This is a genomic window from Paenibacillus sp. cl6col (genome assembly GCF_900102125.1).
In the GTDB taxonomy this organism is placed as follows: Bacteria; Bacillota; Bacilli; order Paenibacillales; family Paenibacillaceae; genus Paenibacillus_B; species Paenibacillus_B suaedae.
Genome location: NZ_FNAZ01000010.1, coordinates 15,798 through 27,731, shown reverse-complemented (window position 1 = coordinate 27,731; position 11,934 = coordinate 15,798). Strand labels below are relative to the sequence as shown.

Genomic DNA, 11,934 nt, shown 5'->3' with positions numbered 1-11,934 from the left:
AAGGGCAAAATAATGATGTTTTCGGGCATTTTACGTGACTCGAAAGTCTATCGTAACCATTAGCTTCTATTAATTAATTTCAAGGCTTGCTGTAAATCTATATCTTCTTCAATATGTTTAGGTGTCCATTTGATATAGATATCTGGCTGAATTCCTTTTCCGTGTATTGGGTGTACTTCGGTTTTCTGTTCAAGTCTTGATATGGGATAATATAGAGTATACTGATTGTCCCAATTGATACTAACTAAGTCACTATAATCATTTAGTCCCATAGTAGCACGTCCTACTATTGTTACTTTGGATGATCCTTTACTAGTCCCCACAAATTCCTCTCCGGCACTTGCACAATAATAGTCCGATAATATAATTACATTTTCTGGGTTATCTTCCCCTTCAAAATCGTTTACTCTGTCTGCTATATATTCCGAAAAGTCAAAAGCAACAAATCCTTGATTTCGAGAGGTTTTAAATTGATTTTCAGCAAACTCTACCATCTTCAGCGTATCTTCATCATCTGTTGAATTTCGAACATGCTCGGCCTGTTCTAGAAATAGTTCCACATTACGGTCAGAACAATTAAACTCTCGTACTTTCAGTTCAGAACTTGGCTTTTCTCCTTTTTTATAAAAATATCTCACTAAAGAATTGCCAGCATGAGCATTCCCACCACTATTATGTCGGACATCAACAATTACATTTTTACTTGTAAGCAGGTCATCCTTATGCTTTTCAATTAGATTCACGATACGATCGGTATCTCCAAAATCAGAAAGGGTTACCAATAAAGTGTCTTCGTTAATAGAACGAATATCATAAGTTGACTTTTTAGGAGTTCGTCGATATAAGTTCAATTCCAGTTTAACTGCATCTTCATTTTCGTTAATAAGCTCAAAATACTTAGCTTTGTTTAGGATTTCATCCCATTCCTCTCTCTCCGGATGAGATTCTCTAAGCATTGCACGTTGCTGTTTTCTTATCGAAGAAATCGATTGTCCGTCAATAGAAACAATTCTTGCCCCTTTTCCAAATCTGTTCTCTTCATAAACCTCTGTTACGTATAAGGTATCTTCGTAATTCCTCACAAAAAAACCACATGTTTTAACTTCTACCTTTTCTGAATGATGTAAGTGAAAATACATATGACGATCTTGGAAACTAATAAGGTATTCATTCACAATTTCAGCAAACAGTTGCGGTGTCATTAATTCACTGGATTCAAGGCGCTCTATTTTTTTTGCAAAAAAATCAGGATTATCCCAACCTTTTTTTTCCTCATACCCTGCATAATCCTGATGCATGATAGATACAATCTCAGCAAATATATTTACGTATTTCAATTTATATTTCCCCTCCGTATCTTTATTAGATAAAGACTCTCATCGAATAGTTTGGTAATACTCGAACATTTTATGATCTTTTTTCGGCTTCAACATCAAATATCTAACGCCAGTCATTACATCGCATCATGTGACCAGGAGGATATTCAAAAGCACACTCATTAATAAGTGAAAAGTTAAGCTTCCGACTAATAGTCCCCCTTTGTAAATAAACCCGACCCTAGATAGCTTACCTCTTAGGTCGGGTCGTGTATTTACACAGCATTTTCCATGATTATACATCTAGTGGAATAGGAGCACAAGGTGTCGAATCGGGAAGTAGAATGACTGAAAATTATTTAGAGAAATAACTATTTGTTCAATGCGTTAATCAGCAAAATGACTTTTCTCCTGCTGAATACCGGCATAGACCGCCTCGCAGATATCCGTCGTGAATCTACCGGACATCCCCTCCAGTGCTGTATTCGTAAAGGCCACAACACTTAGCTCTTCCTGTGGATCAACAAACCAAGAATGACCGTACGTACCACCCATCCTCCACGATCCTGGTGATTCAGGCGTGTTCGCAGCTAGCGGATCCTTCAGCAATGTAAAACCTAATCCAAATCCTCTCCCAGGCCAAAACGGCATATTCAGGTCACCAATTTGATTGGTTGTCATTTCAGCAACCAGCGCTTGTGGGAGAATAGGTGCACCGCCTAATCGCAATGTTTCCAACAGCTTCAGGAAATCTCCCGCACTGCCAATCATACCAGCCCCGCCGGAAGGATACGCTGCCTTATCAAGTGCCCGATTAGGGGCAAGCCGAAAACCAGCTGTCCCTTCCACAAAAGGGACGGCATCCATTTCGAGTAAGCGCCGAGGCTCTTCTGGATGATCTGCGTAAGCAGCTGTAAGTCTCGCTTCATCTACAGCTACAAAAGCCGAATCAGTCATACCAAGCGGTTGTGTAACGAGTCTTTGAACGGCTTCACTGAGAGGCATGCCCGTCACTTTTTCAATTACAGCGCCCAGTACGTCCGTTGCTATCGAATACCTCCACATTGTTCCTGGTTCATAGAGAAGGGGCACTGATGCGATCCTCCTCAGATTTTCCTCTAATGTGATTCTTGCTGCGTCCATCCCATCGGATACACCAGCTAATTCATAGGTTCCGTTATCCTCTTGAAAGAACCGATAGGTTAGCCCGGCCGTATGTGTCAGCAACTGATGAACTGTTATAGAAGCATGCCCCCCATTTGACAAGATGGGACGAAAATACGGAAGCCACGTTTCCACCAAATCGCTAAGCTGTAATTTCCCCTGTGAAATCAAGACTAAAGCCGCAACAGAAACGACTGGTTTCGTTACCGACGCATACCTAAATAAAGCGTCTTCTTGCATCACCCGCTGCTGCTCTCGATCAGCAAGCCCTGCTGCCCTATTGAATACCACATTTCCTTTCCATGAAATTTGAACCACAGTACCCACAATTCTTTTTTCCGAAAGTGTGTGGTCAATGATATTATTTACGAATGACTGCAGATTTGTCTCGATGCTGCGCATATCCTCATTCCTCTCCAGGCATAGTTGTTGATTCATAAGCTTGTACGGCCTACATGCTTTTTCGAACGAGGGATTGCTATGCCTTCTTAGATTTTTGCCGTGCAGCTCCTGAAGTCGCAGAGTGTTATCGAATCAGTGGCGAACACAACTATTTATTAAAAGTATCGACAGACTCCACGCATGGTTTAGAAGCGTTTGAAAATAAGTGCGACCCTTATGGCACCTATACAACCCTAATTGTGATGTCATCCCCTATTGCATATAAAAATCTAATTGAGGGGACGAATTTGCTGGCGTAGTAAGTATCGGTATTTTAACTGAGGCAGAATACACAAAAGGAATCCTCATATCGGATTCCTTTTTCAGTATTCGTTTCCGTATTTTTATGCTTTTTATTTGGAGAACGCGGGACTTTGAACCAACCAGGCAACAATTAGAGCAGGAAGTAAGAGGATAAACAGGGATCCTGGGAGAAAATTTGACCCCAGCAACTCAAGCAGGAGCGCACCGCTCACTCCTCCTCCACCAATGGCAAGATTCCACACGGTTACAAGCATGGATTGAGCAACATCAGAACTTTCGCCCCCTGCTTGAGCAATTGCGGTCTGCAGCAGTGTGGCCGCACCACCAAACGTAAGTCCCCACACCGCAACAGCTGACAGAATAATGATCGGTTGTTCGCTGCCAATGCCCATGGCGATCGAAGCCAACGCGAATCCTGCAAAGCTGATGATCACGAGCGTTCTCAGAATACGGTCTATCAACATCCCTACAATCCATAAGCCGAGCACCGAAGCAATGCCGAACACCAGCAACACCAGATCAGTTCGATTGGCAAGTAAAGTTCCGGCTAGATAAGGAGCAATATAGGTGTAAAGTATGTTGTGCGCCAACACCCAAGTGAACACAAGAAACAGGGTTGATCTCACACCAGGAAGTGTGAAGATCTGGAAGAGTGGAAGTTGATTGCTAGTCTGTTCCCCTTCGCAATCGGGCAGCCTCCACTGTACCCAGACAAGTAAGAAGGCGGTCAATATAGATAGGGAACCGAAAATCAATCGCCATCCGATGTGAGTCCCCAAAAAGGTTCCGATAGGCACACCTAGCGCTAATGCTAATGGCGTTCCAACCATGGCTATGGCCATTGCTTTCCCCTTCTGTGAATCAGGCACCATGCGACGGGCGTAGCCCGCGGTCATCCCCCATAACACGCCAGCTGATACCCCAGCCAAGAAACGAGCCACAAGGGTCAGACTATAGGAAGTAGAGAATGTAGTTATTGAATTAAATAGAAGAAAGCCAATAAGACAGAACAGCAGCAGCGGTCGACGTCTCCATCCGCGAGTAGCTGTTGTTAACGGGATGGCGGCAATCAGCGAACCGATTGCATATACCGTAACTAGCTGTCCAGCAAGTGACTCCGTGATCCGGAGATCTTGTGCGATTTGTGGCAAAAGACCTGCCGGCAGGCTTTCCGTCAGAATGCATATGAAGGCCGCCATAGCCAACGCTAACAAACTAACGATCGGAAGACGGTTTGCAGGCAATTCGTTAGAGCTGTTCTGGGATGCAACCCTCGTTCTTGTGTTTACAATCATGCCAAGTCTCCTTTATCGATGGTTTTCATGCTTCGGGTTTAAGCATATAGAAAACCGTTGCAAATTGGCATGCATGATTAAAGGAATTCTCAACGATCTTTCGTCATTATCCAGTTATTTTTCTGTTATTTCATTTATAATAAATGCAAAAAAAGGCGGCATCGTTAGATACCGCCTTCCGACTTACTTGTATATCTCCACCTATTGAATATTACTCTATCTACTCTCAAATTTCGTATGGATGTATAGTAGCTAACATGCAGTGGAAGCTAAACACGGATTTATTCATAATTCTGTACGGGATCGGCTGCTCCAGCCTCCGTCATATCTAGAATTGCTTGAAATACATTTGGCGGGTATTCCGCAATCCGGTGGCATAGATACAAATACCATTCACGACCAAACGTCAGATAAATCCGAACAGGATAACCTGCCTTCTTCAATCGACTGCTCAAATCAGGCCGAATCCCATATAACATCTCGAATTCAACGCCCGGCTCATGGATCCATCCCCGCTTAATAACTTGATCAATGATAGACTCGTCATGAGTAGCGATCGACAGACGATGCCCTTTGCGGATGGCCTGCTCTATAAGCTGTATATATCGCTCATTTAAGGCAGATGAACGCGGCATGGCGATCTTCTCCATTTCTTGGTACGCACCTTTCACAATGCGAATCCGTCCTGAGATATCGTTCAAATCCTGTGCCGTACGGTTCAATTGTGCCTGAAGTGTGATGCCGAGGTTCGCATATACGGCTGCTGCTTTTGTATAAATCGAAAGTATGGCGTCTGTCTTAGCTGATTCCTCCATGCTGACAAACAGCTCGACGTCGGCCTGTCGAGCTAGTGCGGCCATTGCTGTCAAATTCTTATAGGCCAATTCGCTATCTATCGATAAGCCGATGTGAGATAGATCAAACGATACGCGAGCTGGTATTCCATGTTGAGCCAACGTATGAATAAGCAGCGTAAGCTCCAGAGCCGCATGTTCGCAGTCTTGGATATCCGTCGTATTTTCACCGATATATTCAAGCGATATAGCGTACCCTTTATCGGCTAGCTTTCGTCCTACCTCAAGGCCATCCTGGCGATTCTCCCCTGTCACATACTTTGCTGCCGCGCGCTGCAAAAGCTGATAAATGGCGGGTGTCTGTTCAACAAAAGCCTTCAAATCAGCTCGACGGGCAATGGATTTCATCGTTTTAGAAAATTGCTCTTCCACATTAGTCGTTGTTATCATCAAATAATACCTCCTCTTATCTATAGGTTCAATCTACAGGATAAGAGGAGGTTACGATTGTAAAAAATTGCGCTTATCTAAACGGAGATAGCATAAGCTTGAGGTGTTGCCCCTACTATTTTGGCAAAGGCTTTTATAAAATGGCTTTGATCATAGTAGCCGGCATCTACGGCAATTTCGGCAATAGAGCGCCGTTTCTTCAGTTCCTTCTTGGCATGATTGATACGAAGTAGATTTTGATACGCATGAGGCGGCAAATGCGTTCCTTTTTTGAACATACGGATAAGATGATATCTGCTGATCCCGGCTTCATGCTCCAACGTGTCGAGCGTGATTCGATCCGTATAATGCGCATGGATATATTCCTTGATCAAATTGACGTACTTCGTTTCCATTATTCCATATGGCTCAAGCGTCAGATCGTATGCATGCTTATCTACAAGCTTGTGCACCAGTTCGATTAACGATGTTTCAATTTCTAGTGGAGTAGCACTGCGAGTCAGTGCCTCCATGGTGCGATTGAGCAGCATGCTGCAAGCTTTATTCCTCCCAGTTTCGAGCAAGAAAGGGATTTGAAGACGATTAATATCAGGCATTTCAAGATGAGCGAACCATTTCGGCTTAATGAACAGCATTTTGTATTTCCATTCTTCATCTTCCGCAGGCTGACAGGCATGTAGGATAAGCGGCGGAAAGCTGATTATTCTCCCCTTCTCAACGCGCCACAAGTCGCCATCACACCATGCCTGCGTTTCGCCTTCATCGATTAAACCGATGGAATACTCTTCGTGAAAATGCTTCTGATATGCCAGGTCACTCTTATGGCAGCGCTTCGCTTCCAGAAAAGGGAGCGCTTCATCACGGTAAAAGGTTACATCTGTCATTTTCTAACCTCCAAATGTTCAACTATACTTCCCAATCATATTCAATACGTTATTTCGCCAATCGCATTGCAAACAACAGACATTCACATCATTATGACTGTTTTGTGGTTATGATGGATATTTTACAGAGACTAATTCCACCCTCTTGTTTATATCGGTATACTCGTAGGTAGTGAATATAAGAAGCTGTCGTGGTAACCGGATCATCGCATGAAAGAAACAGCAATACAAGTAGAGAACCTGTAATCAGAAAACTCATTACATACTTCAATGCATCCCCCACCTAATCGGAGTATTCGACTGAACCATTCTCCTTAAAAAAAACTTGAAAATTACTAAATAAAGAAAAAAATAATAAAAGTTAAAATAAGTTTTCAATCTTACGACATCTTAGTTGATTACATTAGAAAAGAAGGAATAATTATGATGATGTTTTTGATGTTGGCTATTAGTCTAGGTTTAATGTTCTTCATTCATTATTTATCGAGCCAGATGATTCAAAATGAAGTTACTCATCCAAGCACAAAAAAAAGCTTTATCATAAAGCTTTTGCAGTTCGTTAAATTTGCTCCTTTCATTGCTTTGCTTGTATTACTCGTACTGGTTTTAACAACTCTACATACAAAAGCAGGCATTCGACTCTCTCATGCATGGTTTGCCGCGCAATTTTGGGCTTACTATACGTTCCTGTATTGCCTTTATATGATAACCAAGAAAAAACTGTTTCTGTTATCAATGATCATATCTTTATTCATAGCCATTTATAACACGCCATTATTTCGCTTTGAAAACCTATTTACAGGATATAATGTAGTTATGGCTGATATTTTCGGAACTTTGATGTTTATCAATTTATGGATGGCAATATCAAGAGTTTTAGTGCAAATAAAAAATAAGTAACGTGAGACAAATTAAAACACCTCCAAGTAAATGCCCTTATATCGTAAGATACGGGCGTCAAGCTTGGAGGTATTTTTACGTTGAAAACTTGACATGTCTTTCTTAACAATTCGAAATGCTTATCTCGAGATAAACGGGATATCCATCACAAGATCATCCTTATCTCTAAGATTTCAATCTATTGCAGATTTTCATTAATTAAGATACTCATCCTTTAAAAGCCCGTAATAAATGAGATCTTCATATTCACCCCATTTTTTCACATGTTGTCTCAGTGTTCCTTCGTATTTCATACCCAGCTTTTCCATTACTCGTCCCGATGCAGGGTTTTTCCCTAAAAAACGTGCATAAACTCGATTCACATTCATTTCTTCAAATGCATATTTGACAATTCCCTTCGCTGCCTCTGTACAATATCCGTTGTTCTTATGCGCTTTCCCTATCCAATAGGCCAATTCACCATGTTCAAACTTGGGATTCAGTCCAATACAGATGGCTCCGATTACATATTGATCTTCCTTATGTACAATTGCTAGTTCGAGTGAACGATTTCCATCAAAATTAACGGCATGTGTATCGATCCATTGTTCTGCCATTCCATCCTCATAGGGATGCGGGATATACAGCGTCATCTCTGCAATATATTTATCACCTGCTAATTCTTGAACAATTTTCGCATCATCTAAACGAAACGGTCGCAATAGCAATCTTTCTAATTCAATCGTCGGCAATTGCTTCATATATCGTCCCCCCGTTGCGAATCAACCCTAGATAGCTTACCTCTTAGGCTGGGTCGTATATTTACGAAATTTTTCCATGATTATACATCTATCGAAAGAGGAGTACAAGATGCCGAACCTGGTAGTAGAATGAAATTTACGTTCATTCGCAACACAATATGCATTAATCAAGATTAATCTCATTTTCAATGGAAAGACGTATGGATTCAGAGTGAAGCTTACCATCATTATCATTCCATGTAATCGTTAACGTAGTGCTATTATAGTTATGTATATCCTTTTTTGGTTCATTATAAGAATATTCTCTGGTTATAGAACCTATATCATTTAGATTGGCGGGAATAGCTACAGTCCCTTCTTTAGAACTTGCTTCAGTCATATAAACGATGTCATAATTCCCATCCAAATTCAATTCTTCAAATTTCATTTGATAATAAGTAATCTTCTCAAAATTCTTTGGATCACCTTTGTACGCTAACTTTCCATGTCCGCGCAGTATATTACTAGGAGTGACTATTATTTTGTAATCCGTAATGTCCCACATTTCTCCGGTACCTTTGAGGTTATACACATGGACAGCAGGATGATCTACCTTAAAGTATAAGTACCCCCAAATAACATTAGAAATAATCAAGGCAGCAATTAATAAAAAGATGATTTTCTTCATTTTTTCTCCTTTAACTAACGGAATAGCTCTGAAAACTTTTGCATCAATCCCATTCCGAATTATTAGCATAGATATCAATATCGAACTCGGCATTAATATCGTTTGCAAATTTAATCAGTTCTGAATCTAAGTATAATGCTGGAGTCATTCCCTCCTCAATGATTATCACGATAAAAAGCTTGTTGGTAGCTTGAAACGTTTTTTGAATTGTATTAATTATTTCGCACTTATCGCGAAGCTGTATAATGATCTGATTTAATTGACCACTTACATCTAGTGATTCCTCATAATCAGTACTAATTGTCCACGATGTTTCTTTTCTAGTCCGATTTTCATTTATTCTTTCACCTTTTAGTGATACAGAGCTGGGATTTATCCCTATTCGTCTTGTCACTTCGTCTACATCAAAATCATCTCCGAACAGACTGTAGTAAACTTTTACCCTTGTTTTCTCCCCCAGTTCACTTCACCTCATCTTTTATAATTGTCAACCTTGGAGGTGTTTTTTCATTGCAACTTAAGCACTTAATTGATCATCCTATCTCTAAGATTTTCATCCATGCAGTTTCAATTTAGCACCATCGTTTTCAATTGATTAAGCTCATCAAAAATATCGCAGTTTCGAATATCCTGTAATTTACTATCTATTAAATTCAAAGATTCTTTAGATTCTAACATTTTATATTGAACCAACAACTTCAATGCTGATAGATGCACTTCTTCATCATCAAATTTTGAAGCTACAAATATTAATTCATCAGTTATTTGTTCCACTAAATCCACTGACCATTTTATTAATACGCACTCTATAATCCAATACTTCCAAATCATATCTTCACTTTTCAGCGCTTCTTTAATAGACGGTATCAAAGGTTCTTTTATTGAGACCAAAAATTCAGATATTCTTATAGCTCCCGGCCAATTTATATCCATAAGCCATTCTAAAAGATCAGGAAGTATTTTATGTACTCGCGGATAACCAATTTCTATTATTACATTAGCAGCATGATCCCAATGCATTTTATCAATCGGTTGAACTAGAATTTTGAGCTCCTCATCCTTCAATTTTTTGAATTGAATCTTTGCTTCTTGAAGTTTATCGGATGGAGTATCCCAATGCAGATAAGTTAGTAACTGTTTAAGATCGTCCATGTTGCCCTGCCCCCTCCAGCTCCATGCTACTTTGATTTCATTTATGTGACATCCTCTGTTTCTTCCCTTTTAAAAAAATATTAGAGCAAGAAAATTTGATTAGCTGATGCATCAATCTTTTGCAACCCTTTCAACTATTCTTCCCACTCATAATCAAATACCTCATAAAACTCTTTCGTCTCAAGATTCCTTTCAAAGGCACATTGAGGCTCCCGATCTATAAAAGCTAGAATCGAATCATCTATATTCAATACCTTCCCTATCGAAATAAATTGATAATTATTGATATCATCAGGATCGTTTTCTTCTTCATACCCCGTAAAGAAACTCCATCCCGTATCCGATTCTGAGCTTTCATTAGGAAAGTCCCTTACCATAAAATTAAATTCATTTCGCTCCAGCACATCGTTCGTTACAACAACCTTCTTCTCAAAATAATAATCCCAATTTACAGCGCTAGGATCATGATGCATCGTGTCGCAAATATGTTCAATTTTAAAATGGATTTCTTGACCGAAAACCAGATCCTTGATAGATACCGGCTCATTCCGTAATGTTCCAATCAGTTCATCACCTGATCGATGGATGATTTCAACCCACATTCTCTCTCCACAATATTCTGAATCTTCTTCATCACTAAGAAAGCTAAGCTTGACCAACTCTCCAACCACAATCTTACTCAATACATACTCACTCGGAACATAAAACGTATAGGGCGCTTCCTTATGTCTTTCTACAACACTATCCAAACTCCAAGTCATTTTTATATGTATCTCCTTTGCACTTTCAGAGTCGATCTACTTTATCATCTGGAATTATCGGGTGGTTGCTGAGCATGTCTTATAAGCTTTCCACCGTCAAAATATTTGCCATATTTCTTTATTATCCCTTCTATTTCTATATCTAATGGGATTCTATTTCCGGTTTTCCATGTTAAAAAATATGCTCTAACTTCACCACTATAAAACACCCATGAAAAAAACTTCTTTGCAAATTTATGTGCTCCATTCGTTCTAAAATAATTCATTGAACTAGCATCTTTCCATACAGTTACGGTCTGACCGATCCCTCCTTGAAGTTGACCTGAAAGCTCTGCATATAACAAATTCTCATTCTTTGTAAGCTGCTTCTTTACAATTTCATTCACAATCCCATTAATGATCATACGTGTAATATTAAATCGTTCCCCACGTGTTACTGATATAATGGCTGTTTCAGGCAACTCAACATCTCTGTTCCCTAACGTAAATTTTGCTCCATATTTGTTATTAGGATCTTGACGTTTTACCCAAGCCTTCACCAAAAACACCTCCAATAATCGGGACTTTCAGCTAATGCTCTTGTATCTACAAGCCTAAGTGATTTAAGGGAGCGAAAGCGCAGAGCCCGACGGACTTAGCCTCGCAGGGTTGTTCTCTCAACTCTTCATTTTTTGACTTTATCGGTTTACGCTGCCATCTAAGTTCCTCCTTCTTCGAAGCATATTCTTTAATATTGCAATCGATGTTTTAGAGGCTCCTTCAACCATTCTTGTAACCCATCTGTACTAATAAAATTGTCGGTTCCAATCCTAACGATCGGAAATAATAATCTACTAGTATCAACACCATTCCTTAACATTAATTCTTCACTTGAAATGATGGCTCTTACTTTGGATTCAGGAATATGTAAATACTCAGCTGCCTCTTCGATCGTCAAGAGCGGTTTATGTCTGGATCCGTATTTCATTACTTCTCTGTCCGAGGATTGACTAATAATGACACTGCTAACAACAAGAGAAAGCCCTACAAGGAATGAACAGATGATGGCACTAAGATTTAGTTGCTTCATGATTTGTCCTCCTTCAAATAAAATCACACATAGTCAA

General features: G+C 40.0%; 13 protein-coding genes and 1 pseudogene. 2 read left to right on the top strand and 12 right to left on the bottom strand.

Going from position 1 to position 11,934, the window contains the following annotated elements; translation table 11 throughout:
- Positions 1–59: 59 nt before the first annotated feature.
- Together BLS15_RS22635 and BLS15_RS22630 are read right to left on the bottom strand one after the other, a co-directional pair.
- Positions 60–1,337, bottom strand: a complete 1,278-nt coding sequence (locus BLS15_RS22635; RefSeq protein WP_090513823.1) for a S41 family peptidase — start codon at positions 1,335–1,337, stop codon at positions 60–62.
- A gap of 366 nt (positions 1,338–1,703) precedes the next feature.
- Entirely contained in the window at positions 1,704–2,882 is a 1,179-nt protein-coding gene (locus tag BLS15_RS22630) for a serine hydrolase domain-containing protein (RefSeq protein ID WP_090513820.1), read from the bottom strand.
- Between the two features lie 47 nt (positions 2,883–2,929).
- On the opposite strand from BLS15_RS22630, the pseudogene BLS15_RS22625 reads away from it, so the two are divergent.
- Positions 2,930–3,181: pseudogene (locus BLS15_RS22625) on the top strand (Lrp/AsnC ligand binding domain-containing protein); the annotation flags it as partial.
- 93 nt (positions 3,182–3,274) lie between these two features.
- Here the strand turns inward: BLS15_RS22625 and BLS15_RS22620 are convergent.
- The 3 genes from BLS15_RS22620 to BLS15_RS22610 all read right to left on the bottom strand — a co-directional run bounded on the left by BLS15_RS22620 (position 3,275) and on the right by BLS15_RS22610 (position 6,608).
- The gene (locus BLS15_RS22620) at positions 3,275–4,480 is read right to left on the bottom strand and encodes an MFS transporter (protein WP_090513817.1); all 1,206 of its coding nucleotides are present in this window, start codon (positions 4,478–4,480) and stop codon (positions 3,275–3,277) included.
- Positions 4,481–4,761: 281 nt separating this feature from the next.
- Positions 4,762–5,724, bottom strand: a complete 963-nt coding sequence (locus tag BLS15_RS22615; RefSeq protein WP_090513815.1) for a proline dehydrogenase family protein — start codon at positions 5,722–5,724, stop codon at positions 4,762–4,764.
- 77 nt (positions 5,725–5,801) lie between these two features.
- Positions 5,802–6,608 carry an AraC family transcriptional regulator gene (locus tag BLS15_RS22610; protein ID WP_021260465.1) on the bottom strand — a complete coding sequence of 269 codons (807 nt, stop codon included), beginning with the start codon at positions 6,606–6,608 and terminating at the stop codon, positions 5,802–5,804.
- A 426-nt stretch (positions 6,609–7,034) separates the two neighbouring features.
- Here BLS15_RS22610 and BLS15_RS22605 point away from each other — a divergent pair, with 426 nt between their 5' ends.
- Complete coding sequence (locus BLS15_RS22605) at positions 7,035–7,508, top strand: hypothetical protein (protein ID WP_090514026.1); 474 nt, start codon at positions 7,035–7,037, stop codon at positions 7,506–7,508.
- Between the two features lie 194 nt (positions 7,509–7,702).
- Here BLS15_RS22605 and BLS15_RS22600 read toward each other — a convergent pair whose 3' ends face one another.
- From BLS15_RS22600 to BLS15_RS22570, 7 genes are all read right to left on the bottom strand, one after another.
- Entirely contained in the window at positions 7,703–8,248 is a 546-nt protein-coding gene (locus tag BLS15_RS22600) for a GNAT family N-acetyltransferase (protein WP_090513811.1), read from the bottom strand.
- Positions 8,249–8,411: 163 nt separating this feature from the next.
- Entirely contained in the window at positions 8,412–8,915 is a 504-nt protein-coding gene (locus BLS15_RS22595) for a hypothetical protein (RefSeq protein WP_090513808.1), read from the bottom strand.
- Positions 8,916–8,958: 43 nt separating this feature from the next.
- Positions 8,959–9,339: a DUF4279 domain-containing protein gene (locus tag BLS15_RS22590; RefSeq protein WP_302848156.1), complete on the bottom strand. Its 381-nt coding sequence runs from the start codon at positions 9,337–9,339 to the stop codon at positions 8,959–8,961.
- Positions 9,340–9,482: 143 nt separating this feature from the next.
- A complete protein-coding gene (locus BLS15_RS22585; RefSeq protein WP_021256049.1) occupies positions 9,483–10,067 on the bottom strand; it encodes a DUF5071 domain-containing protein in 585 nt (194 codons plus the stop codon).
- Between the two features lie 134 nt (positions 10,068–10,201).
- A complete protein-coding gene (locus BLS15_RS22580; RefSeq protein WP_090513805.1) occupies positions 10,202–10,828 on the bottom strand; it encodes an immunity protein Imm33 domain-containing protein in 627 nt (208 codons plus the stop codon).
- Positions 10,829–10,872: 44 nt separating this feature from the next.
- Complete coding sequence (locus BLS15_RS22575) at positions 10,873–11,367, bottom strand: hypothetical protein (protein ID WP_090513803.1); 495 nt, start codon at positions 11,365–11,367, stop codon at positions 10,873–10,875.
- Between the two features lie 188 nt (positions 11,368–11,555).
- The gene (locus BLS15_RS22570; RefSeq protein WP_021256052.1) at positions 11,556–11,897 is read right to left on the bottom strand and encodes a helix-turn-helix domain-containing protein; all 342 of its coding nucleotides are present in this window, start codon (positions 11,895–11,897) and stop codon (positions 11,556–11,558) included.
- Positions 11,898–11,934 lie beyond the last annotated feature (37 nt).

Excerpts from the sequence above, each read along its gene's own strand:
- BLS15_RS22595 (WP_090513808.1), bottom strand. The coding sequence starts at position 8,915 with ATGAAGAAAATCATCTTTTTATTAATTGCTGCCTTGATTATTTCTAAT.
- BLS15_RS22570 (WP_021256052.1), bottom strand. The coding sequence starts at position 11,897 with ATGAAGCAACTAAATCTTAGTGCCATCATCTGTTCATTCCTTGTAGGG.
- BLS15_RS22610 (WP_021260465.1), bottom strand. The coding sequence starts at position 6,608 with ATGACAGATGTAACCTTTTACCGTGATGAAGCGCTCCCTTTTCTGGAA.
- BLS15_RS22630 (WP_090513820.1), bottom strand. The coding sequence starts at position 2,882 with ATGCGCAGCATCGAGACAAATCTGCAGTCATTCGTAAATAATATCATT.
- BLS15_RS22615 (WP_090513815.1), bottom strand. The coding sequence starts at position 5,724 with ATGATAACAACGACTAATGTGGAAGAGCAATTTTCTAAAACGATGAAA.
- BLS15_RS22620 (WP_090513817.1), bottom strand. The coding sequence starts at position 4,480 with ATGATTGTAAACACAAGAACGAGGGTTGCATCCCAGAACAGCTCTAAC.
- BLS15_RS22600 (WP_090513811.1), bottom strand. The coding sequence starts at position 8,248 with ATGAAGCAATTGCCGACGATTGAATTAGAAAGATTGCTATTGCGACCG.
- BLS15_RS22605 (WP_090514026.1), top strand. The coding sequence starts at position 7,035 with ATGATGTTTTTGATGTTGGCTATTAGTCTAGGTTTAATGTTCTTCATT.
- BLS15_RS22580 (WP_090513805.1), bottom strand. The coding sequence starts at position 10,828 with ATGACTTGGAGTTTGGATAGTGTTGTAGAAAGACATAAGGAAGCGCCC.
- BLS15_RS22585 (WP_021256049.1), bottom strand. The coding sequence starts at position 10,067 with ATGGACGATCTTAAACAGTTACTAACTTATCTGCATTGGGATACTCCA.